Origin of the sequence: Paractinoplanes aksuensis (assembly GCF_024137025.1) — a bacterium.
Classification (GTDB): Bacteria; Actinomycetota; Actinomycetes; order Mycobacteriales; family Micromonosporaceae; genus Actinoplanes; species Actinoplanes aksuensis.
Window position 1 is genome coordinate 1 of record NZ_JAMYJR010000068.1, and the last position, 21,880, is coordinate 21,880.

At 70.3% G+C, this 21,880-nt stretch carries 21 protein-coding genes; 2 read left to right on the forward strand and 19 right to left on the reverse strand.

Going from position 1 to position 21,880, the window contains the following annotated elements; translation table 11 throughout:
- Positions 1-832 precede the first annotated feature (832 nt).
- From rpoZ to pyrR, 11 genes are all read right to left on the reverse strand, one after another.
- A complete protein-coding gene (gene rpoZ, locus M1L60_RS45690) occupies positions 833-1,096 on the reverse strand; it encodes a DNA-directed RNA polymerase subunit omega (RefSeq protein ID WP_015623990.1) in 264 nt (87 codons plus the stop codon).
- Positions 1,097-1,109: 13 nt separating this feature from the next.
- Entirely contained in the window at positions 1,110-1,709 is a 600-nt protein-coding gene (gene gmk, locus M1L60_RS45695) for a guanylate kinase (protein ID WP_253243894.1), read from the reverse strand.
- A gap of 33 nt (positions 1,710-1,742) precedes the next feature.
- Positions 1,743-2,060, reverse strand: a complete 318-nt coding sequence (mihF, locus tag M1L60_RS45700; protein ID WP_020517554.1) for an integration host factor, actinobacterial type — start codon at positions 2,058-2,060, stop codon at positions 1,743-1,745.
- A gap of 186 nt (positions 2,061-2,246) precedes the next feature.
- Positions 2,247-3,077, reverse strand: coding sequence for an orotidine-5'-phosphate decarboxylase (gene pyrF / locus M1L60_RS45705; protein WP_253243895.1), 831 nt, complete (start codon positions 3,075-3,077; stop codon positions 2,247-2,249).
- A 201-nt stretch (positions 3,078-3,278) separates the two neighbouring features.
- Positions 3,279-4,556, reverse strand: coding sequence for an adenosylmethionine--8-amino-7-oxononanoate transaminase (locus tag M1L60_RS45710; protein WP_253243896.1), 1,278 nt, complete (start codon positions 4,554-4,556; stop codon positions 3,279-3,281).
- Positions 4,557-4,764: 208 nt separating this feature from the next.
- On the reverse strand, positions 4,765-5,793 hold the full coding sequence (locus M1L60_RS45715; RefSeq protein WP_253243897.1) for a quinone-dependent dihydroorotate dehydrogenase: 1,029 nt from the start codon (positions 5,791-5,793) through the stop codon (positions 4,765-4,767).
- On the reverse strand, positions 5,790-9,104 hold the full coding sequence (carB, locus tag M1L60_RS45720) for a carbamoyl-phosphate synthase large subunit (protein ID WP_253243898.1): 3,315 nt from the start codon (positions 9,102-9,104) through the stop codon (positions 5,790-5,792). Before carB ends, M1L60_RS45715 begins: the two co-directional genes overlap by 4 nt.
- 4 nt (positions 9,105-9,108) lie before the next feature.
- Positions 9,109-10,257: a glutamine-hydrolyzing carbamoyl-phosphate synthase small subunit gene (gene carA, locus M1L60_RS45725; RefSeq protein WP_253243899.1), complete on the reverse strand. Its 1,149-nt coding sequence runs from the start codon at positions 10,255-10,257 to the stop codon at positions 9,109-9,111.
- Entirely contained in the window at positions 10,254-11,519 is a 1,266-nt protein-coding gene (locus tag M1L60_RS45730; protein WP_253243900.1) for a dihydroorotase, read from the reverse strand. The genes carA and M1L60_RS45730 overlap by 4 nt, the downstream gene beginning before the upstream one ends.
- Positions 11,516-12,439: an aspartate carbamoyltransferase catalytic subunit gene (locus M1L60_RS45735; RefSeq protein ID WP_253243901.1), complete on the reverse strand. Its 924-nt coding sequence runs from the start codon at positions 12,437-12,439 to the stop codon at positions 11,516-11,518. Before M1L60_RS45735 ends, M1L60_RS45730 begins: the two co-directional genes overlap by 4 nt.
- Positions 12,436-12,999, reverse strand: coding sequence for a bifunctional pyr operon transcriptional regulator/uracil phosphoribosyltransferase PyrR (pyrR, locus tag M1L60_RS45740; protein ID WP_253243902.1), 564 nt, complete (start codon positions 12,997-12,999; stop codon positions 12,436-12,438). The genes M1L60_RS45735 and pyrR overlap by 4 nt, the downstream gene beginning before the upstream one ends.
- 291 nt (positions 13,000-13,290) lie before the next feature.
- On the opposite strand from pyrR, the gene bldD reads away from it, so the two are divergent.
- A complete protein-coding gene (bldD, locus tag M1L60_RS45745; protein ID WP_020517563.1) occupies positions 13,291-13,779 on the forward strand; it encodes a transcriptional regulator BldD in 489 nt (162 codons plus the stop codon).
- 265 nt (positions 13,780-14,044) lie between these two features.
- On the opposite strand, the gene nusB is transcribed toward bldD, so the two are convergent.
- From nusB to aroB, 4 genes are all read right to left on the reverse strand, one after another.
- Positions 14,045-14,455 carry a transcription antitermination factor NusB gene (gene nusB, locus M1L60_RS45750; protein ID WP_253243915.1) on the reverse strand — a complete coding sequence of 137 codons (411 nt, stop codon included), beginning with the start codon at positions 14,453-14,455 and terminating at the stop codon, positions 14,045-14,047.
- A 28-nt stretch (positions 14,456-14,483) separates the two neighbouring features.
- Positions 14,484-15,041 (reverse strand): elongation factor P, encoded by a 558-nt coding sequence (gene efp, locus M1L60_RS45755; protein ID WP_221378037.1) that lies wholly within the window; start codon positions 15,039-15,041, stop codon positions 14,484-14,486.
- Between the two features lie 61 nt (positions 15,042-15,102).
- On the reverse strand, positions 15,103-15,531 hold the full coding sequence (gene aroQ, locus M1L60_RS45760; RefSeq protein WP_253243903.1) for a type II 3-dehydroquinate dehydratase: 429 nt from the start codon (positions 15,529-15,531) through the stop codon (positions 15,103-15,105).
- Complete coding sequence (gene aroB / locus M1L60_RS45765; RefSeq protein ID WP_253243904.1) at positions 15,528-16,589, reverse strand: 3-dehydroquinate synthase; 1,062 nt, start codon at positions 16,587-16,589, stop codon at positions 15,528-15,530. The genes aroQ and aroB overlap by 4 nt, the downstream gene beginning before the upstream one ends.
- Positions 16,590-16,667: 78 nt before the next feature.
- On the opposite strand from aroB, the gene M1L60_RS45770 reads away from it, so the two are divergent.
- On the forward strand, positions 16,668-17,366 hold the full coding sequence (locus tag M1L60_RS45770) for a Clp protease N-terminal domain-containing protein (RefSeq protein WP_253243905.1): 699 nt from the start codon (positions 16,668-16,670) through the stop codon (positions 17,364-17,366).
- Here the strand turns inward: M1L60_RS45770 and M1L60_RS45775 are convergent.
- The 4 genes from M1L60_RS45775 to M1L60_RS45790 all read right to left on the reverse strand — a co-directional run bounded on the left by M1L60_RS45775 (position 17,357) and on the right by M1L60_RS45790 (position 21,875).
- Entirely contained in the window at positions 17,357-19,111 is a 1,755-nt protein-coding gene (locus M1L60_RS45775) for an SMC family protein (protein ID WP_253243906.1), read from the reverse strand. The two genes, M1L60_RS45770 and M1L60_RS45775, sit on opposite strands and share 10 nt — an antisense overlap.
- A 5-nt stretch (positions 19,112-19,116) precedes the next feature.
- On the reverse strand, positions 19,117-19,620 hold the full coding sequence (locus tag M1L60_RS45780) for a shikimate kinase (protein ID WP_253243907.1): 504 nt from the start codon (positions 19,618-19,620) through the stop codon (positions 19,117-19,119).
- Positions 19,620-20,798, reverse strand: a complete 1,179-nt coding sequence (gene aroC, locus M1L60_RS45785; RefSeq protein ID WP_253243908.1) for a chorismate synthase — start codon at positions 20,796-20,798, stop codon at positions 19,620-19,622. Before aroC ends, M1L60_RS45780 begins: the two co-directional genes overlap by 1 nt.
- A 228-nt stretch (positions 20,799-21,026) precedes the next feature.
- Positions 21,027-21,875, reverse strand: a complete 849-nt coding sequence (locus M1L60_RS45790) for a shikimate dehydrogenase (RefSeq protein WP_308208645.1) — start codon at positions 21,873-21,875, stop codon at positions 21,027-21,029.
- Positions 21,876-21,880: the final 5 nt, after the last annotated feature.

The window sequence follows — 21,880 nt, forward strand, 5'->3', positions numbered from 1 at the left end:
TCACCCAAGCCAGAACTCACCCTGATAAGAAAAACCCCAACCCCGCCCTCGCCACACCGCTCGCGGACAGACGTACCGCCCCGACGGCATCTGCGAACACAGGCAAGGCCCAGCCGGCCCACGCCGCAGCTACCACTCCAGCTGCACCTGAACGGCGGGCAGAAACGATGTCCGCTCGGCCCGTCCCGCGCGCCGGCTGCAACCAATCCAGTTGCACCCGACCGGCGGGCAGAGCCGATGTCCGCCCGCGCCGTCCCGCGCACCGGCTACGACCACTCCAGCTGCACCTGACCGACGGGCAAGACGACGTCCGCCCACGCCGTCCCGCGCACCGGCTACGACCACTTCTGTTGCACCTGACAGCGAAGAAACCACCGTCTCAAGACCCCCGGCTGCACACCAACTGCAAAGCCGCGCACCTGAAAGCCACCCCCCAAATACGGAGCCCGCCCACCCCTCCCATACCCACCGCAAAGCGCAACCGGCACGGTGCGAACGCGCACCCCACCACAAAGCCCGGCCTGAGTGCGAGAAAGTCCCAGCCCACCCCCAACGCGGAAGCCAGATCCCCCACCCGCACGGATTCCCCCACCCCAGCCACGCACGAAGAGAAGCGCCAACCACTCCCTCAGGGCGAGGTGAACCCCACGCAAGGCTGAGGCCGAGGGTGACCATGCAGGGCGTGCGCTTCATCAGCCCAGCATGGTCACCCTCGGCCTCAGCCGTCCCAGCGCAAGCGAGTCCACCCCACAAACCGAAAAGATCCCGCGCCCAGAACGGACGCGGGATCAAGTGGCCGACCGCAAAAGCGGCGATCAGGCAAAACCCCGGATCAGGGGTTGTCGGTAGCCTCAGCAGTCAGAAGCCCAGCGTTGATCTCGCGCATGGCGATCGAGAGCGGCTTCTCCTGCGGCGTGGTCTCGACCAGCGGGCCGACGTATTCCAGCAGACCTTCGCCGAGCTGGCTGTAGTAAGCGTTGACCTGGCGGGCGCGCTTAGCCGCGAAGATCACCAGCGAGTACTTCGACGAGGTCTTGTCGAGCAGCTCGTCGATCGGCGGGTTGGTGATGCCCTCGGGGTTCGCGATGGTTCCCACAGTTTTAAGATCCTTAATGCTCTGGGGCTTGCGCTGGCGTCAGAAATGACGAACCGAGCAATCCTACCAGCTCATCGGCGGCCCGCTCGACGAAGTCGTTGACCACCGTGCGGTCGAATTCTTTCTCGGCGGCCAGTTCCTCGTCGGCGTGGGCCAGGCGACGGCGGATGGTTTCCTCGTCGTCGGTGCCTCGGCCGATCAGGCGGCGGCGCAGCTCTTCGACGCTGGGCGGGGCCAGGAAGACGAGTTGCGCGTCGGGCATGGTGGCCCGCACCTGGCGGGCGCCCTGCAAGTCGATCTTGAGCAGGACGGGCCGGCCCTGGCTGATCCACCCCTCGACCTGGGCCCGGGGCGTGCCGTAGAGGTTGCCGGCGAACTCGGCCCATTCGAGCAGCTGACCGCCGTCGATCAGTCGCTGGAAATCTTGCCGGGTCACGAAGTGGTAGTGCTCGCCGTCGGTCTCGTAGTCGCGTTTCTTCCGGGTCGTCACCGACACGGACAACTTGATCCAAGGCGAGCGCGCCCGGATCAGCTCGATCACACTGTCTTTCCCGACCCCGGAGGGGCCGGAAAGGACCGTGAGGCGGGCTGCCGGGCGCGCGTCGTCATCCATGCTCACAAGGCTCATTCAACACGAGCCCGTGAGTCAGTTCGCAGCGAACTCCCCCAGGAGGGCCTTGCGCTGCTGGTCGCCGAGACCGCGCAGCCGACGGCTGTCGGCGATCTTCAGCTTCTCCATGATCTGGGTCGCGCGAATCTTGCCGATGCCCGGCAGCGCCTGGAGCACGGCCGAGACCTTCAGCTTGCCGACGACCTCGTCCTCCTCCGCGCGGTCAAGCACAGCGGCGAGGGTGGTCTTGCCGGACTTGAGCTGTTCCTTCAGCTCAGCCCGAGCCTTGCGTACTTCCGCGGCCTTCTCCAGCGCTGCAGCGCGCTGCTCGGGGCTCAGTGACGGGAGCGGCACCAGTTCTCCTCAGGTCCCTATCGCGGCGGTAGTTCAATACCGGCGCTTCTGTGAAACGTGGTGTGCCAGGGAACCAAAGGGGCATGTGGTCCACCGGCGACCGGAAAACTAGCGGTCAACCGCGCTTTCGGCAACGTGGGGGTACCCCGCCGACCGCTTGGTCACGCCCTGATAAGCAGGGCCGTTTCACCCGAGAGCGGCCCGGCATTCGTCCGCGGCGCGGTCCGCGGCGTCCCTCAGGCCGGCCACTGAAGGTCCCGCTGTGAGGACTTCCCGTGAGTACGACGGCAGCACGTTGCGCAGGCTTTCGCCGAAGACGGACCGCAGGTCGGAGGCGGTTGCGCCCTGCGCTCCGAGGCCCGGCGCGAGCAGCGGACCGTTCACTCGGGACAGATCGTGCCCGGTTTCACCGATCGTCGCTCCGATTACGAGACCGAGGCTTCCGAGCGGCTCAAAACCCTTGTTGAGCAGGGAAATTTCGTCGATCACGTTTTGTGCCACGGTCTTTTTGTCCGTTGCGACAGCATGCTGGACGGAGGGTCCCTCCGGATTGGACGTCAGCGCCAGAACGAAGACGCCGCCGCCGTGACGAGCGGCGACGTCGAATGCCGGCTGCAACGAGCCCACGCCGAGATAGGGACTCACAGTAATCGCGTCGGCACGCAGAGGACTGGCCGGATCGAGGTACGCGTCGGCGTACGCGGCCATCGTCGAGCCGATGTCGCCGCGCTTCACGTCGAGCAGGACCAGCGCGCCGGCCTCCCGGGACTGTCGGATAGTTGACTCAAGAATTTGGATGCCACGTGACCCAAATCTCTCGAAAAAAGCCGACTGCGGCTTGAGCACGGCCACCCGATCGGCCAGGGCTTCGACCACCGTACGGGCGAAGCGTTCCAGGCCGGCGACGTCGTCGGTGAGGCCCCAGCGGGCCAGGAGAGCGGCGTGCGGGTCGATGCCCACGCACAGCCGGCCGCGCTTGTCCATGGCCTCCGCGAGGCGCTTGCCGAAGGTCTCCACAGGGACTCCCTCTTCCGTGTCGTCAGTCAAGTGATCAGTCAGGTCGCGACCCGTCCGCGGGGCCGGGTCGGTCAAGTGGTCAGTCAGGTTCGGGACGCCGGAACGAACCCGGACGCTGATCAAGGTCAACAGTGCGGACGTCGCGGGCCGCATCGTGTGTGCACGAGTTCAGTGGCGGCCCCTGGCGTCGGCTCGGGATCTTCAGGTCGCCGATACCGCGGCGGCGATACCGGCCGCGATCCGGGCGACGTCGTCCGGTTCGGCCGCATACGGCGGCATCGTGTAGATCAGGTCGCGGAAGGGCCGGAGCCACACCCCTGCCTCGACGGCCGCCGCGGTCGCCCGGGCGATGTCCACGTCGTGGTCCAACTGCACGACCCCGATCGCCCCCAGGACCCGCACGTCCGCGACGCCGGGCGCCGTTCGCAGCGGCTCCAGGCCCGCGCGGAGACCGATTTCGATCACCCGCACGCGATCCCGCCAGTCACCCGTGCGCAGGAGCCCCAGCGAGGCGTTGGCGACCGCGCACGCCAGCGGGTTGCCCATGAACGTCGGGCCGTGGGCCAGACCGCCGCCCGCCCCGGCCGAGATCGCCGCCGCGACCTCGCTCGTGCACAGCGTGGCCGCCAGGGTCAGATAGCCGCCCGTGAGCGCCTTGCCGACGCACATGATGTCGGGGCTGACCCCGGCGTGCGCGGCCGCGAAGAACTCGCCGGTGCGGCCGAAGCCGGTGGCGATCTCATCGAAGATCAGGAAGATGCCGTGCGCGGCCGTGATGTCGCGCAGGACGCGCAGATACTCCGGATGGTGGAACCGCATGCCCCCGGCGCCCTGCACGACCGGCTCGACGATCACGGCGGCGATCTCGTCGGCGTGCTTCTCGACCATCTCGACGAGCTCGGCCGCGTACGCCTCGTCGTATGCGGCGGGCGGCGGGCCGGCGAAGACCTGGGCCGGCAGCACCCCGGTCCACAGCGAGTGCATACCGCCGACCGGGTCGCACACGCTCATCGGGTGGAACGTGTCGCCGTGGTACCCGCCGCGCCACGTGGCGAGTTTCCGGCGACCGTCGTGGCCGAGCGCCAGCTGGGCCTGCAACGCCATCTTGATCGCCACCTCGACACCGACCGAGCCGGAGTCGGCCAGGAAGACGTGCTCCAGACCGTCGGGGGCCAGATCGACCAGGGTCGTGGCCAGCTCGATCGCCGGTTCGTGGGTGAGCCCGCCGAACATCACGTGGCTCATTCGCCCGGCCTGCTCAGCCAGCGCGGCATCGAGCACCGGGTGCCGATACCCGTGAATGGCTGCCCACCACGACGACATGCCGTCGACCAGTTCCCGGCCGTCGGCGAGCTTCAGCCGTACGCCGGACGCGCTCTCGACGAGGTAGGGCTCGCTGCGCCCGGGCATCGGCCCGTACGGATGCCACACGTGCCGCCGGTCGCGGGCGACCAACTCCTCCGCCCGCGAGCCGTTCATCGCACGGCCGCCGGCGGGAAAGGCACTGCTGCCCAGAAAGAAGGAACCCAGAAGAGGCGCCCCGCCCAGAAGGAAGACACCCGGAGGAAGGAAGCCGCTGCCCGGAAGGAAGGCACCCGCAGGAAGAACGGCGAGGGGAACGAGGCCGTCGGCCGGACCGGGCGGGCCCGGAGGCGAAGAGGTCTGGAAGCGGCCGGCGCTCGCCCGCTCATCGCGCCACCGCAGTCGAGGTGACCGGGCGGACCGAGGCGGCCGCCCGTACCAGCGCCGGGCCCCGGTAGATGAAGCCGCTGTAGAGCTGGACCAGTGCGGCGCCCGCGTCGAAGAGCCGGGCCGCGTCGTCGGCGCCCATGATGCCGCCCACCCCGATGATCGGCAGCTTGCCGCCGGTCTCGGTGTGCACGAAGTGGACGACCTGGCGGGCCTTCTCGGTCAGTGGCCGCCCCGACAACCCGCCGGACTCCCCCGCCCGGGACCGGTCGCCCTCGGCGATCCCGTCGCGCGACAGCGTCGTGTTGGTGGCGATCACCCCGGCCGCGCCGTGGCTGAGGCAGACCTCGAGCAGTTCGGCGATGGCCGGCTCGGTGAGGTCGGGAGCGATCTTCACGAGCACCGGTTTGGGGCCGACCAGCGCGGTCAGCAGGTCGGCGATCGCGGACTTGTCCTGCAGCGTGCGCAGGCCCGGCGTGTTGGGCGACGAGACGTTGACCGCGATGTAGTCCGCGTACGGGTGCAGCAGCTTGTGCGAGGTGAGGTAGTCGTCGACCGCCTCCTCGAGCGGGGTCACCTTCGACTTGCCGAGCGAGACGCCCAGCGGCACCCCGATCGGGCCGAGCTGCTCGAGCCGGTCGGCCAGGGCGGCCGCGCCCGCGTTGTTGAAGCCCATCCGGTTGATGATCGCCTCGCTGTCGCGCAGGCGGAACAGGCGCGGCTTGTCGTTGCCGGGCTGGGCGTGCGCGGTGACCGTGCCGACCTCGACGAAGCCGAAGCCGAGGGCCGGCCACGCGGGCAGGGCCAGACCGTTCTTGTCCATGCCGGCGGCCAGACCGACCGCGTTGGGGAAGCGCACACCGAACGCCTCGACCGGGGCGTCGACCGCATACCGGGCCTTCATAGCCGCGCGCACCGGGCCGGGCAGCTTGGCCAGGCGGTTCAGCGTGAACTCGTGGGCCTTCTCGGCGTCCCCGCCGCCCACCCGGAACAGGACCGGGCGGACGGCGGACTCGAACAACGTCACTTCGTACCCCGCAGGACCGCGTGCAGCTCTTGCAGGGGCCGCACGGTCATGTCGCCGCGCATGAGCGCCTCGATGCCCATGACCGCAGCCGCCGCGCCCGGCACCGTGGTGATGCTCGGGATGTCGGCCGTGACCGCCGCGCTGCGGATCTCGTACCCGTCGGAGCGGGCGCTGGCCCCCGAGCCCTGCGGCGTGTTGATGATCATCGCGATCTCGCCGGCCAGGATGAGCTCTACCGCGTTCTGGCCGGGGCTCTCGAAGTGCTTGGGCACGATCTCGCAGACGACGCCGTAGCGGCGCAGCACCTCGCCGGTGCCGGCCGTGGTGACGATCGTGAAGCCGAGGTCGGCCAGCCGCTTGATCGGGAAGACCATCGCCCGCTTGTCGCGATTGGCGACCGAGACGAAGATCTTGCCCGAGGTCGGCAGCGAGCCGTACGCGGCGGCCTGCGACTTGGCGAACGCCTGGCCGAAGCCGGCGTCGATGCCCATCACCTCGCCGGTCGACTTCATCTCGGGGCCGAGCAGGCTGTCGACGCCCTTACCGGCCGGGGTGCGGAACCGCTTGAACGGCAGCACCGCCTCTTTGATGGCGATCGGCGCGTTCTCGGGCACCGTGCCGCCGTCGCTGTCGGCCAGCAGCATGCCCTCGGCCCGCAGCTCGGCGATGGTGGCGCCGAGCATGATCCGGGCCGCCGCCTTGGCCAGCGGCACCGCGGTCGCCTTGCTGACGAACGGCACGGTCCGCGACGCGCGCGGGTTGGCCTCGAGCACGTAGAGCGTGTCGTCCTTGAGCGCGTACTGCACGTTGAGCAGGCCACGCACCCCGACGCCGCGGGCGATGGCCTCGGTGTAGCGGCGCACCTCGGCCAGGTGCGAGCCGGCCAGGGTGATCGGCGGCAGCGAGCACGACGAGTCGCCGGAGTGGATTCCGGCCTCCTCGATGTGCTCCATGACGCCGCCCAGGTAGACCTCGCCGGTCGCGTCGCACAGCGCGTCGACGTCGATCTCGATCGCGTCGTCGAGGAACCGGTCGACCAGCACCGGGTGGTCGGGCGAGATCTCGGTGGCCCGCTCGATGTAGCCCTTCAGCGTGGGCTCGTCGTAGACGATCTCCATGCCGCGGCCGCCGAGCACGTAGGACGGGCGGACCAGCACCGGGTAGCCGATCGTGTCGGCGATCGCCTTGGCCTCGTCGAAGCTGGTCGCGGTGCCGTGGTCGGGCGAGCGCAGGCCGGCCTTGGCCAGCACGGCGCCGAACAGGCCGCGGTCCTCGGCCAGGTCGATCGACTCGGGCGAGGTGCCGACGATGGGTACGCCGGCCGCCTTGAGCCGGTTGGCCAGGCCGAGCGGGGTCTGGCCGCCGAGCTGCACGATCACGCCGATCACACCGGGCCCGCCGGCCGCCTTGCCGCTGGAGTCCTCCGATCCGAAGACCTCGAAGACGTCCTCGAAGGTCAGCGGTTCGAAGTAGAGCCGGTCGGCCGTGTCGTAGTCGGTCGAGACCGTCTCCGGGTTGCAGTTGACCATGACGGTCTCGTAGTCGACGCCGCGCAGAGCCATGACCGCGTGCACGCAGGAGTAGTCGAACTCGATGCCCTGGCCGATGCGGTTCGGACCCGAGCCGAGGATGAGCACCTTGGGCCGGGCCGACGGCGCGACCTCGGTCTCCTCGTCGTACGTCGAGTAGTGGTACGGGGTGTCGGCCTCGAACTCGGCCGCGCAGGTGTCGACGGTCTTGTAGACCGGGCGGATGCCGAGCCGGTGCCGCAGCGTGCGTACGCCGTCCTCCCCCGCGAGCTCGGGGCGCAGGGCGGCGAGCTGCTTGTCGGAGACGCCCGAGCGCTTGGCCCGGCGCAGCAGCTCCTCGTCGAGCACGGGGGCGTCGATGATCTCCGTACGGAGGTCGACCAGCGCCTTGATCTCGTCGAGGAACCACGGGTCGATCCGCCCGCTGGCCTCGTGCACCTGCTCGACGGTCGCGCCGAGCCGCAGCGCGCGCTCGACCGTGTAAAGCCGGCCGTCGTGCGGAATGCGCAAATCATCCAGAACGGACGCAAGATCACCAGAAGGATCCGGACGCGTCCAGAACCCCGCGGCTGACGTCTCCAAGGAACGCATCGCCTTGTTGAGCGCCTCGGCGAAGTTCCGGCCGATCGACATGGCCTCGCCGACCGACTTCATCGTGGTGGTCAGCTCGGGGTCGGCCCCCGGGAACTTCTCGAAGGCGAACCGCGGGATCTTCACGACCACGTAGTCGAGGGCGGGCTCGAAGGCGGCCGGCGTCTTCAGCGTGATGTCGTTGGGGATCTCGTCGAGCGTGTAGCCGATGGCCAGCTTGGCCGCGATCTTGGCGATCGGGAAGCCGGTGGCCTTGGAGGCGAGCGCCGACGAGCGCGACACGCGCGGGTTCATCTCGATGACGACCAGGCGGCCGTTGTCGGGGTTGATCGCGAACTGGATGTTGCAGCCGCCGGTGTCGACGCCGACCTCGCGCAGCACGGCGAGGCCGAGGTCGCGCAGGTTCTGGTACTCGCGGTCGGTCAGGGTCATGGCCGGGGCCACGGTCACCGAGTCGCCGGTGTGCACGCCCATCGGGTCGACGTTCTCGATCGAGCAGACGACCACGACGTTGTCGTGCTTGTCGCGCATCAGCTCGAGCTCGTACTCCTTCCAGCCGAGCACGCTCTCCTCGATGAGCACCTCGTGCACCGGGGAGGCGGCCAGGCCGGAGCCGGCGATCCGGTTCAGGTCGTCGTCGGTGTGGGCCATGCCCGAGCCGAGACCGCCCATGGTGAACGACGGCCGGATGACGACCGGCAGGCCGAGCTCGGCCACCGTCGCGTGCACCTCGTCCATCGAGTGGCAGACGCGCGAGCGCGGGGTCTCACCGCCGGCCTTGGCCACGATCTCTTTGAACAGCTGGCGGTCCTCGCCGCGGCGGATCGCGTCGACGTCGGCGCCGATCAGCTCGACGCCGTACTTCTCGAGGACGCCGCTCTCGTGCAGCGCGATCGCGGTGTTGAGCGCGGTCTGGCCGCCGAGGGTGGGCAGGATCGCGTCCGGGCGCTCCTTGGCGATGATCAGCTCGACGAACTCCGGGGTGATCGGCTCGACGTAGGTGGCGTCGGCGAACTCGGGGTCGGTCATGATCGTGGCCGGATTGGAGTTGACCAGCGAGACCCGGATGCCCTCGGCCCGCAGGACGCGGCAGGCCTGGGTGCCCGAGTAGTCGAACTCGCAGGCCTGGCCGATGACGATCGGGCCCGAGCCGATCACCATCACATGCTTGAGATCTTCACGCTTCGGCATGCGATCAGCCCTTCTTTTCCACAAGCTCAACAAACCGGTCGAACAAGTAGTCCGCGTCATGCGGGCCGGCTGCCGCCTCGGGGTGGTACTGGACGGTGAAGGCGGGGACCTCGAGGCCGCGCAGGCCCTCGACCACGTTGTCGTTGAGGCAGACGTGCGAGACCTCGACGCCGCCGAAGTCGGTGTCGATCACGGTGTTGAGCGGCGCGTCGACCGCGAAGCCGTGGTTGTGGCTGGTCACCTCGACCTTGCCGGTGGTCTTGTCGAGCACCGGCTGGTTGATGCCGCGGTGGCCGTACCCCAGCTTGTAAGTGCCGAAGCCGAGCGCCCGGCCCAGGATCTGACTGCCGAAACAGATGCCGAACAGCGGCTTCTGCCGGCGCATGACCTCGCGGGCCAGCGCGACCGGGCCGTCGGCGGTGGCCGGGTCGCCGGGGCCGGGCGAGAAGAACACCGCGTCGGGCGACACCGCGAGCAGGTCTTCGATCGACGACGAGGCCGGGAAGATGTGCGTGGTCACGCCGCGAGCGGCGAGGCGCTGCGAGACGTTGCGCTTGATGCCGAGGTCGAGCGCGGCAACTGTATACCTATGTTCGCCGATAGCGGACACAGTGTATTTATCCGATGTGCTGACTTCCGCCGACAAGTCCGCGCCCACCATCTGGGGCGCGGCCTGAACACGTGCGAGAAGGGAGACCGGGTCGAGATCCACGCTGGAAATGCCCACCCGCATGGCGCCCCGCGACCGGAGGTGCCGGGTCAGTGCGCGGGTGTCGATGCCGCTGATGCCGACGACACCCTCGGCGGCCAGCCGCTCCCCCAGGTCACCGGTGGAGCGCCAGTTGGAGGGGCGACGAGCCGGGTCGCGTACGACGTAACCCGCGACCCAGATCTTGGACGACTCGTCGTCCTCGTCGTTGACGCCGGTGTTGCCGATCTGCGGCGCGGTCTGCACCACGACCTGCCGGTGGTACGACGGGTCGGTCAAAGTCTCTTGGTAACCGGTCATGCCGGTGGTGAAGACGGCCTCGCCGAACGTCTCGCCGAGCGCGCCGTAAGCGAGACCGGTGAACGTCCTGCCGTCCTCGAGCACGAGGATCGCTGGGCTGGCCAAACGGCTTCGCCGTACTGCATCAAAAGGGGGGGTGCTCATTTAACAGCCTTCCCATCGAGGACCGTCGGCTCTCCCCGGAGGAAGGTCGCGACGATGCGACCCGGCAGGGTGGTGCCCGCGTACGGTGTGTTGCGGCTGCGGCTCGCCAGCTCGGACGGGTCGACGACCCGCCGGGCGGACGGGTCCACCAGCGTGAGGTTGGCCGGCTGCCCCACCGCGAGGTCGGTGCCGTGGCCGGTCAGGCCCGCGATGCGCGCGGGCGTCCGGGACATGCGCTCGGCGATCAGGTCCCACCGCTCACCCAGCACGGAGAGCACGACCGGCAGGGCGGTCTCGAGACCGACCATGCCCGGGCGGGCGTACGCCCACTCGCACTCCTTGTCCTCCGTCGCGTGCGGCGCGTGGTCCGTGGCGACGATGTCGATCACACCCTCGACCAGCGCGGCCCGCAGCGCCTCGACGTCGGCCGCCGTACGCAACGGGGGGTTGACCTTGTAGACCGGGTCGTAGGACGCGGCCAGTTCGTCGGTGAGCAGCAGGTGGTGCGGGGTGACCTCGGCCGTCACGCGCACGCCGCGGGCCTTGGCCTGGCGCAGCACCTCGACCGAGCCCGCCGTGGACACGTGGCAGATGTGCAGGCGGCTGCCGACGTGCTCGGCCAGCAGCACGTCGCGCGCGATGATCGCTTCTTCGGCCACCGCGGGCCAGCCGGTGAGGCCGAGCCGGGTGCTGACCTCGCCCTCGTGCATCTGGGCGCCCTCGGTGAGCCGCGGCTCCTCGGCGTGCTGGGCGATGATGCCGTCGAACGCCTTGACGTATTCGAGCGCGCGGCGCATCAGGCGCGGGTCGGCGACGCAGTGGCCGTCGTCGGAGAAGATGCGCACGTTGGCGGCGGAGGTGGCCATCGCGCCCAGCTCGGCCAGCTGCTTGCCGGCCAGCCCGACGGTGACCGCGCCGATCGGCTGCACGTCGACCAGCCCGGCCTCGCGGCCCAGCCGCCAGACCTGCTCGACCACGCCGGCCGTGTCGGCCACCGGCGAGGTGTTGGCCATCGCGAAGACCGCGGTGTAGCCGCCGAGCGCGGCCGACCGGGAGCCGGTCTCGACCGTCTCGGCGTCCTCGCGGCCCGGCTCGCGCAGGTGGGTGTGCAGGTCGACCAGGCCGGGCAGCGCCACCAGCCCGGCGGCGTCGATGATCTCGGCGTCCGCCGGAGCTTTGTCGGAAATGAGCCCGTCGACGATCGCCAGATCTCGCGACTCGGCACCGAGCACCGAGACACCGCGCAACAGATAAGAGGTCATGCCTTGCCCCCAAGCAGCAGATAGAGAACCGCCATGCGGGCGCTGACGCCGTTGGCGACCTGTTCGACGATCGTGGAGCGGGAGGAGTCGGCCACCTCGGGCGTGATCTCCATGCCGCGGTTCATCGGGCCGGGGTGCATGACGATCGCGTGTTCCGGCAGTTTGCGCATGCGCGCGAGGTCGAGACCGTAGCGGCGGCTGTATTCCCGGGCGGACGGGAAGAACGAGTCCTGCATGCGCTCGGTCTGCACTCGAAGCATCATCACGACGTCCATGTCGGGCAGGACGCTATCCAGGTCGTACGACACTTTGGTCGCCGGTGACAACGCGGCGGCGATGTCGACCGGGATGAGCGTGGGCGGGCCGACCAGCGTGACCTGGGCCCCCAGCGTCGTGAGCAGCAGGACGTTGGAGCGGGCGACCCGGCTGTGAAGCACATCACCCACGATGGCGACCTTGAGGCCGTCGATCCGGCCCAGCCGCGACCGCATCGTGTAGGCGTCGAGCAGCGCCTGCGTCGGGTGCTCGTGCGTCCCGTCGCCGGCGTTGACGACCGACCCGTCGACCCACGCGGCCAGCCGGTGCGGCGCGCCCGAGGCGGGGTGCCGGATGACGACCGCGTCGGCTCCCATGGCCTGCAGGGTGAGCGCGGTGTCCTTCAGGCTCTCACCCTTTGAGACGCTGGAGCCCTTGGCCGAGAAATTGATGACATCGGCCGACAGGCGCTTGGCCGCGGCCTCGAACGAGATGCGGGTGCGGGTCGAGTCCTCGTAGAACAGGTTGACCACGGTGCGGCCGCGCAGCGTCGGCAGCTTCTTGACCTCACGCCCGGCCAGAGCGGCCATCTCGCCCGCGGTGTCCAGGATCAGGGTGGCGGTGGGCGCGTCCAGGTCGGCCGCGGAACGCAGGTGTTTGATCATTGGTCCTCACCCCCGGTCAGCTTGACCTCGTCGAGGCCGTCGGACTCGGTCAGCGAGACGCGGACGCTCTCGGAGAGCGAGGTCGGAATGTTCTTGCCCACGTAGTCGGCGCGGATCGGCAGCTGGCGGTGACCACGGTCGACCAGCACCGCGAGCTGCACCGAGCTGGGGCGGCCCTCGTCGTTCAGGGCGTCGAGCGCGGCCCGCACGGTACGGCCGCTGAACAGCACGTCGTCGACCAGGACGACCCGCCGGCCGTCGATGCCGCCGCCGGGCAGCTCGGTCTTGCCGAGCGCGCGGGTGGCGTGCAGCCGCAGGTCGTCGCGGTAGAGGGTGATGTCGAGGGAGCCGACCGGGACGTCGATGCCCTCGAAGGCGTGAATGCGGGCGGCCAGGCGCTGGGCCAGCGGGACGCCGCGGGTGGGAATGCCGAGAAGGACGGTGCCGGTGGCGCCCGAGGTCTTCTCGAGAATCTGGTGAGCGATGCGGTCGACGACCCGATGCAGGTCGGACGCACTAAGAATGATCTTGCTAGGCGCGTCGGCGCGTGGCGATGCCACGGCGGACCTCCTTCCCCGCCTCACGGGACGGGTCGTTAAAGGACGTCTGGCGGAACGGCCCCGGAGGGAGCCGGCCCGATGGCTGACGCTACGTTACCAGTGGACGCGGCGATGACCATGGTGACGTGCCTGACGGGCGAACACGACGGACTATTCCGACAACTCTCCCCGTCGCGACGCGACTCATAGGTAAACGACACTTGACCGGGGGTCGCTCACTGCGTACCGTCACGCTGCGTAGCGATCGCGGAGGGGAACCCCCTCCGGGCCAGCACAGTGGGAGTGTTCCGAATGCCGTCTGAGTACGCCAAGTCGCTGGGTGCGCGCCTGCGCTCCATCCGGCAGCAGCAGGGCCTGTCCCTGCAGGGTGTGGAAGAGAAGTCGAACGGCCGATGGAAGGCCGTCGTGGTGGGCTCGTACGAGCGTGGCGACCGTGCCGTCACCGTCTCGCGCCTGGCCGAGCTGGCCGACTTCTACCGGGTGCCCGTCTCGGAACTGCTGCCCGACGGCAGCGGTGTCCGCCTCGAGGCCACCAACAAGATCGTGCTGGACCTCGAGAAGCTCTACGACACCACCGGCGAGGACCTCGCCTACGTGGCGCGTTACGCCCGGGCCATCCAGCAGCAGCGCGGTGACTACAACGGCCGCGTCCTCTCGATCCGGGCCGACGACCTGCGGGCCCTGGCCATCGTGTACGACATCTCGCCGTCCGGCCTCATCGAGCGCCTGACCGAGCAGGGTGTGCTGGTGGCCGACCCCCGGGCCTTCTTCGCCAGCTGATTTTCCCGCCTCATCCCCCTTCCCCCCGACCGCGCCGCACTCCACATCCGGCCGTGGTCCCGAGACCGAAAAGCCCGCGCCCCGCGCGGGCTTTTTCGCGTCCGGAGTCCGTCGGCCGACATCACCCATCGTGGCCGCCGCATCTACGATGATCGACTTCGTTGCCGGAATTGGCGCGATCAGTGAGCGTTGCTCAGCACACGGTAAGTTTTTGAGCAGCGAAAACCCCGATCACCATCAGCGATCGGGGCTCTCACGATGACACCTAGCGGGTGGCGAATTCCGCGATCCGCCCGAGGATGCCGTTGAGGAAGCGCGGGCTGTCGTCCGTGGACATCTGCTTGGCCAGCTCGACCGCCTCGGTGATCGCGACCGGGTCGTCGATCTCGGAGACGTAGAGCAGCTCGTAGACGGCGATGCGGGCCAGGTTGCGGTCGATCACCGGCATGCGGTCGATCGTCCAGCCCTCGGCGTAGCTGGCGATCAGCTCGTCGATGCGGTCGAGGTGTTCGGCCACGCCCTCGACCAGGCCGACCGTGTAGTCGAGGTGGTCGGGGCGGGGCTTCGCGATGCGCTCGAGGTAGGTCGCCAGCACCTGCCGCGGGGGCAGGTCGCGCAGGTCGGCCTCGTAGAGCACGTCGAGGGCCCGCTTGCGGGCCTTGCGGCGCGCGGGCATCTGCGTCGTCTTGGGACCTTCCGACATCTCAGGAACGACCGAGGTAACGGCCGTCGCGGGTGTCGACCTTGATCTTCTCGCCGGTGGTGATGAACAGCGGCACGTTGACCGTGGCGCCGGTCTCGACCGTGGCCGGCTTGGTGCCGCCGGTCGAGCGGTCGCCCTGCAGACCCGGCTCGGTGTAGGTGACCTCGAGGAAGACGCTGGTCGGCAGCTCGATGTAGAGCGGGACACCCTCGTGGGTGGCGACCGTGGCCTCGGCCTCGGGCAGCAGGTAGTTGGCGTTCTCACCGACCGTGCCGGCCTGCACCGTGATCTGGTCGAACGTGTCCAGGTCCATGAAGACGAAGTCTTCGCCGTCCTGGTAGAGGTACTGCATCGTGCGCTTGTCGACCGTCGCGGTCTCGACCTTGGTGCCGGCGTTGAAGGTCTTGTCGACGACCTTGCCGGAGAGCACGTTCTTGAGCGTGGTGCGCACGAACGCCCCACCCTTACCCGGCTTGACGTGCTGGAACTCCACGACGGACCAGAGGTCGCCGTCGAGGTTGAGCACCAGGCCGTTCTTCAGGTCGTTCGTGGAAGCCATGTCCTGCCCTGCTGTTGTGGAATTGAGGTGGGTGACCGACCGAGTTTACCGACGTCGCGGCCTAACCGACGAATCGGGCCAGGTGCTCGAGCGCCAGACGGTAACCATCGACACCCAGGCCCGCGACGACTCCGGTGGCAACGGCCGAGATGACCGAATGGTGCCGGAACTCCTCGCGGGAGTGGATGTTGCTGATGTGCACTTCGACGAGGCGGCCGCGGAGCAGAGCCGCCGCGTCGCGGATGGCGATGTTGTAGTGACTCCACGCCGCCGGATTGAGCACCACGTCGGCGCCCTCGTCGGCCGCCCGGTGCAGCCACTTGATCATTTCGAACTCGGCGTCGGTCTGGCGCACCTCGACCTCGAGGCCCAGCCGTTTGCCCGTCACCAGGCAGAGATCAACCAGGTCCGCGTACGTCGTGGAGCCGTAGATCTCGGGCTGCCGGGTGCCCAGCCGGCCCAGGTTGGGGCCGTTCAACACGTAGATCATCGCGCCACCTCGGCGTACGCCGAGCGCAGCAACGCCTCGTCGGGCCCGCTCAGGATCCCGGGTTCGGCCAGGTCGTCGAGCACCACGAAGCGCAGCGTGGCGGCCCGGGTCTTCTTGTCGACCCGCATGGCGCTGAGCAGCTCGGGCCAGGCCTCGGCTGAGTAAGAGGTCGGCAGCCCGAGCGATTCCAGGATCGCGCGGTGCCGGGCCGCGGTCTGCTCGTCGAGCCGCCCGGACAGGTGTGACAGGGCGGCCGCGAAGATCATGCCGACCGAGACGGCGTGGCCGTGCTTCCAGGTGTACTTCTCACGCTTCTCGATCGCGTGGCCCAGCGTGTGGCCGTAGTTGAGGATCTCGCGCAGGCCGGACTCCTTGAGGTCGGCGCCCACCACCTCGGCCTTGACCCGGATCGCGCGTTCGGCCAGCTCACGCAGCATCGGCCCGTCGGGGTCGACAGCGGCGGCGGGGTCACTCTCGATCTCCTCGAGGATGACCGGGTCGGCGATGAACCCGCACTTGACCACCTCGGCCAGGCCGGCCAGCAGGTCGTCGGCGGGCAGGGTACGCAGCGAGTCGAGGTCGCACAGCACGCCGGCCGGCGGGTGGAACGCGCCGACCAGGTTCTTGCCGGCGGCGATGTTGACCCCGGTCTTGCCGCCGACCGACGCGTCGACCATGCCGAGCAGCGAGGTCGAGACGGGCACCCAGCGCACCCCGCGCAGCCAGCTCGCGGCGACCCAGCCGGCCAGGTCGGTGACCGCGCCGCCGCCGACGCCGATCACGACATCCGTCCGGGTGAAGTTGTTCCGGCCCAGCTCGTCCCAGCACTGGGCGGCGACCTCGACGGTCTTGCCCCGCTCGGCGTCGGGCACCTCGATCATCACCGTCGGCACGCCGGCCGCGGCGGCCACGCGGGCCGCCTGATCACGCAGCGGGGCGGCGAACAGCACCGCCGCCCGGGCCGCGCCCTCGATCAACGACGGCAGCTCGCCCGCCAGGTCCCGGCCGACGAGGACCTCGTACGGACGGTCACCACTCACCGAAATACGTGTAACCACGGCGCAGACTTTATCGGCACCCGATCGTACGAAAATGGGGTTATATCTTTATGCCCCCATCGGGGTTACAACTGAGCCATGCCGAAAATCAACGTGTACCTGCCCGATGATCTGGCCGAGGCCGTCCGCGAGACGGGGGTGCCGGTCAGCGCGGTCTGCCAGCGCGCGCTCGACCAGGCGGTCCGCCGCATCACCACGATCCGCCAGGCCGTGCTGACCGACGTCGACGCGGCGGTCCTGGCCGAGCAGTTCCCGAGCCTCACCGGGCGCCTGATCACCGTGCTCACGCTGGCCGCCGAGCGAGCCCGGACGGCCGGCGCGGCCACGGTCAGCACCGGCGATCTGCTGCACGGCGTCCTGGCCGAGGGCAGCAACCTGGCGCTGCAGCTGCTCACGGCGATGGATGTCAGCCCGGGTTCGCTGATCGCGCCGACCACGCCCGAGCCGGGGGCCCAGGCCGAGGGTCTGCGGTTCAGCCCGAAGGCCGCGGCGGCGCTGGAACTGGCGGCGGGTGAGGCGCTGGGGCTGGGCAACAACTACGTCGGGTGTGAGCATCTGCTGATCGCGCTGGCGGCCGAGCCCGACGGCGCGGCCGGTGAGCTGCTGCGGGCGCGGGGCATCGAGGCCAAGGCGACCCGGCGTGCGGTGGCGGCGGCGCTGACCGGCTATGCCCACCTGCGCAAGAACACCGGGCCGGCCCCGGACCTGCTGACCGCCGTACGCCAGGAATTGGCGCCTTTGATCGAACGCATCGAACGCCTGGAGGGTCAGGCCTGATCGTGCAGCGCGCGCAGGTAGGGGCCGAGGTCGTCGAGGGCGGCGGACAGGCGGGCGACCTCGGCGTCCTGCTCGGCGCGGGCTCGGCGTAGGGTGTCGCCCCAGGCCCGTACGAGCATGAGGTGGGCCAGTTCGTCAGCGATCGCAGTGTCGCCCAAGCGGTCGGCGATCGCCCGCAGCAGCCGCAGGCCGTCGACGGCCGGGGTGGCCAGTAACACGTCGCGGGCCTCGGACAGCGCGCCCGTCTCGACCAGCTCGGCCGCCTCCACCTGCGCTCGGAGGGCTCGGGCGGTCTGCCGTTCGAGGTCGGATCCGGCCGTGGCCAGCAGTCCGTCGGCGAGCCGGGCGGCCTCGGCCAGATCACCGTCCTCGGCGATGGCGATGTGGCACGACGCCAGGACGACCTGGGCGGGCCGGTGGGCGCCGGCCCGAGCCGCGTACGTCCGGGCCTCGGCGAAGCGATCGAGCTGCCATAAGGTCTCGGCCACCGCGACCAGCGACCGCGTGACGGTGTCGGCCGAACCGGAGCGCTCCGCCTCGCGCAGCGCCTGCCGGCTCAACTCCACCGCCTGCCATGGGTCCTCGGCGGCCCGGCGCATCAGATGCTCGGCGTGGAGGCGGTGATCCAGCGGGCCGGCCGCCTCGGCCCGCATCAGCCCGCGCCGGCGCCGGTCGGTCAGCTCCGGAGCGGCGTACGCCGGACCCAGCGCCGCGGCCCAGCGCCGGCGCTCCTCGTCGTCCAGCCCGAAGCGGCGTAGCGCCTCCGCGTGCCCCGGCCGGGTGAAGCGGGCGCGATAGACGAACCGGGCGACGTCGTCCACTTCGAGCAGGTCGGGGCCGGCGAGCACGTCGTCGATGAAGTCGACCACCCCGTCCGGGTCGTCACACCCGGCGACGCCGAGGCGGTGCAGCGCGGCGGCCACCGCGGAGGGGGTGAACTCGACACCTTCGAGAGCGGCCATCCGGAGTACGGCCCAGGCCAGTTCGCGCTGCTGCGGGGTCGCGCAGCACTCGCGGATGCGGCGGTCGAACACGGTGCGGACGAAGTCGGCGCAGTTCTCGGGGCCACCCCAGCGCCAGTTCCACTCGTCCGGGCCGGCCTCGATCGCGCCGTCGTCGAGCAACTCGTGCCACAGGTCCTCGACCCGGCCCGCGGCCCCGCCGACCAGCTCGAACACGTGGGTGCGGAGCGGCTCGGCGATCCGGCTGCCGACCGTCTTCTCGAGCTCGGCCGGTAGCACCGGGTCCATCCGGACGGTCGAGGCGAACCACGATTCGAGCCCGGCGACCAGATCCTGGTGGCGGACGTCCGGGCCGTCGACGGCGTCGAGGGCGGCCACGATCAGCAGGGGCATCCGGGCCAGCTCGGCCTCGCCGTCACGCAGGAACAGCCGCCACCAGACCAGGTCGGACCGCGAGAAGTCGTCGAGCAGGAACACCACGGGCCGTTCGCGGGTGGCGATCCGCAGCAGGGCCAGCAGGTCGCCCGGCTCGTCCAGGTGCCGTCCCGCCAGCGGTCCCACGGCCTGCGGACACTGGTCGAGCAGGGCCGCGACCATGTGCGCGGGCGGCTCGCCGGCGAACCGGTGGGTCAGCACGGCGGGCGGCTCGTCGTCCCGGCGCAGTTCGGCCGCGAACGCGGTCAGGGTGGCCGTGCGACCGCTGCCGTGCTCGCCCACGACGAAGATCAGCCCGCTCGCGCGGCGGCGGAGTGCTCTGAGCACCGCCGGCCGCACGCGCGTCACGTCGATCAGCTCTGCAGCAGGGCGGCGGCCTCGGTGGCGATCTCGTCGGGCTCGCGGCCGTCGGTCTTTATCGTGTACGTGGCCACCTCGGCATACAGCGGGCGGCGCTGGTCGAGCAGGTATTTCAGGGTCGCGCGCGGGTTGATGGCCAGCAGTGGGCGGCCCGCGCCGAGACCGACCCGCTTGACCGCGTCGCTCAGGTCGACCGACAGGTAGACCACGGTGTGCTTCCTCAGCAGCTCACGGGTGCCGTCGTGCAGGATCGCGCCGCCGCCCAGGGCCAGGATGCCGTCGAACTCCTCGAGCGCGGTGGCGATCGTCTCGCGTTCCAGGGCGCGGAAGGTGTCCTCGCCGTCGTCGATGAAGATCTCGGGGATGGGCTTGCCGGCCCGGCCCTCGATGATCGTGTCGGCGTCGGCGAACTCTGTTTCCAGAAGCTCCGCTGTCAAAAGCCCGATCGTCGACTTGCCGGCGCCGGGGGCGCCCACGAAGACGGCCCGCGGCGCCATCAGCGGATGACCAGGGCGTCGAGGTAGCCGGCCAGGTTGCGCTTGATCTCGGCCACCGAGTCGCCACCGAACTTCTCGACCGCGGCCTCGGCCAGCACCAGCGCGACCATGGCCTCGGCCACGATGGCCCCGGCGGGCACGGCGACCACGTCGGAGCGCTGGTTGATCGCCGTCGTCGCCTCGCCCGTCACCACGTCGATCGTCTGCAGCGCGCGGTTGAGCGACGAGATCGGCTTGAGCGCGGCCCGCACCCGCAGCGGCTCGCCGTTGGTGATGCCGCCCTCGAGGCCGCCGGCCCGGTCGGTCACCCGCTTCACGCCGTCGGCGGTGGGGACGATCTCGTCGTGGGCCACCGAACCGCGCGAGCGGGCCTGGGTGAAACCGTCGCCGATCTCGACACCCTTGACCGACTGGATCGACATGAGGGCGGCGGCCAGCCGGGAGTCGAGCTTGCGGTCCCACTGCACGTGCGAACCCAGGCCCGGGGGTACGCCGTACGCCAGCACCTCGACGATGCCGCCGAGCGTGTCGGCGTCGCTCTTGGCCGCGTCGACCTCGGCCACCATGCGCGCGCTGGCCTCGGGGTCGAGGCAGCGCAGCGGGTCGGCGTCGATGCGCTCGGCGTCCTCGGGGGTGGGGATCAGGCCGGACTTGGCCGCGACCGAGCCCAGCTCGATCACGTGCGAGACGACCTCGATGCCGAGCGCCTGCTTGATCAGGTTCTTGGCGACCACACCGACGGCGACGCGGGCCGCGGTCTCGCGGGCGCTGGCCCGCTCGAGGATCGGGCGGGCGTCGGTGTGCCCGTACTTCTGCATGCCGGCCAGGTCGGCGTGGCCCGGGCGGGGGCGGGTCAGCGGGGCGTTGCGGGCCTGCGCGGCCAGCTCGTCCTCGGGCACGGGGTCGGCCGCCATGACGGTCTCCCACTTGGGCCACTCGGAGTTGGCCACCCGGATCGCGACGGGGCTGCCCAGCGTGAGCCCGTGCCGGATGCCGCCGATGACCTCGACGACGTCCTGCTCGAACTTCATGCGGGCGCCGCGGCCGTAACCCAGACGGCGGCGCGCGAGGTCGCGCCCGATCTCGGCCGTCGTCACCTCGACACCGGCGGGCACCCCCTCGAGCAACGCGACGAGGGCGGGTCCGTGCGATTCACCTGCGGTCAGCCAGCGCAACACGGGTCACAGTCTGGCACGTCGCGGATACCGGCCGCCGCAGGCCTGCCGCCGTCCCGCTTTCCGGAATTCCGGCGGCGCTGTTGGTTCGAGGACAGATGGCTGGACGCTCCCGACTCCCCCGGCGCACGGTGAGCGCTGAGATCGTCGTGGCCGGGCTGTTCGCCGCGTTCTGGATGGTGCAGACGGTGGAGCAGTACTCCGCGCCGGTGCTCGCGGTGGCCGACTGATTCAGCTCGCGACCCGGGCGGCGGCCGCCTCGAACAGGGCGCTGCGCATGGCTTGTTCGGGGGCCGGGGTGACGCCCGTGAACTGCTCGAACTGGCTCAGGGCTTGGGCCAGGAGCAGATCCAGACCGGAGAGCACGGGTACGCCGTGGGTCTGGGCCGAGGCGGCCAGGGGTGTCGGCCAGGGGTCGTAGATGGCGTCGAACAGCACGGTGCCGTCGCGCCAGGCAACCTCGGTGGCCAGGCGGTCGGCGGCGCCCTTGGGGACGGTGGAGATGACGGCGTCGGCCGAGAACGCCTCGGGGGCGCGGCTCCAGGGGACGCCGAGCAGGGTGATGCCCAGCGCGTCGGCCACCGGCAGCAGTTCGGTGAACGCCTCGGGGCGGCGGGTCACCATCGACACGGCCGAGCCGCCGAGCTGGGCCGCCGCGGCCAGGGCGGCGCGGGCGGTGCCGCCGCCGCCGAGCACGGTCACCGCAGGGGCGGGTTTGAGGCCGGCCTCGCGCAGCACGCGCACCATGCCGGTCACGTCGGTGTTGTCGGCCTGCCAGGTGCCGTCGTCCCGCCGTACCAGCGTGTTGGCCGCGCCGATCGCGACCGCGACCGGAGTCGCGGCCGCGGCCAGCCGCAGGGCTTCTTCCTTGAGCGGCATGGTCAGCGACAGGCCGGCCCACTCGGGGCCGAGGCCATCGATCAGGCCGGCCAGATCGGCCGAGCCGCACTCGAAGGACGTGTACGACCAGCCCGACAGCCCGGCCGCCGCGAAGCCGGCGTTGTGGATCACCGGCGACAGCGAGTGGGCGATCGGCCGGCCGCACACAGCCGCGCGGCGGCGGGACAGGGGCGTGGTCACGCCGA

Excerpts from the sequence above, each read along its gene's own strand:
- M1L60_RS45735 (WP_253243901.1), bottom strand. The coding sequence starts at position 12,439 with ATGATCAAACACCTGCGTTCCGCGGCCGACCTGGACGCGCCCACCGCC.
- carB (WP_253243898.1), bottom strand. The coding sequence starts at position 9,104 with ATGCCGAAGCGTGAAGATCTCAAGCATGTGATGGTGATCGGCTCGGGC.
- efp (WP_221378037.1), bottom strand. The coding sequence starts at position 15,041 with ATGGCTTCCACGAACGACCTGAAGAACGGCCTGGTGCTCAACCTCGAC.
- M1L60_RS45710 (WP_253243896.1), bottom strand. The coding sequence starts at position 4,556 with ATGAACGGCTCGCGGGCGGAGGAGTTGGTCGCCCGCGACCGGCGGCAC.
- M1L60_RS45780 (WP_253243907.1), bottom strand. The coding sequence starts at position 19,620 with ATGGCGCCGCGGGCCGTCTTCGTGGGCGCCCCCGGCGCCGGCAAGTCG.
- M1L60_RS45730 (WP_253243900.1), bottom strand. The coding sequence starts at position 11,519 with ATGACCTCTTATCTGTTGCGCGGTGTCTCGGTGCTCGGTGCCGAGTCG.
- M1L60_RS45770 (WP_253243905.1), top strand. The coding sequence starts at position 16,668 with ATGCCGAAAATCAACGTGTACCTGCCCGATGATCTGGCCGAGGCCGTC.
- nusB (WP_253243915.1), bottom strand. The coding sequence starts at position 14,455 with ATGCCCGCGCGCCGCAAGGCCCGCAAGCGGGCCCTCGACGTGCTCTAC.
- aroQ (WP_253243903.1), bottom strand. The coding sequence starts at position 15,531 with ATGATCTACGTGTTGAACGGCCCCAACCTGGGCCGGCTGGGCACCCGG.
- gmk (WP_253243894.1), bottom strand. The coding sequence starts at position 1,709 with ATGGATGACGACGCGCGCCCGGCAGCCCGCCTCACGGTCCTTTCCGGC.
- carA (WP_253243899.1), bottom strand. The coding sequence starts at position 10,257 with ATGAGCACCCCCCCTTTTGATGCAGTACGGCGAAGCCGTTTGGCCAGC.
- bldD (WP_020517563.1), top strand. The coding sequence starts at position 13,291 with ATGCCGTCTGAGTACGCCAAGTCGCTGGGTGCGCGCCTGCGCTCCATC.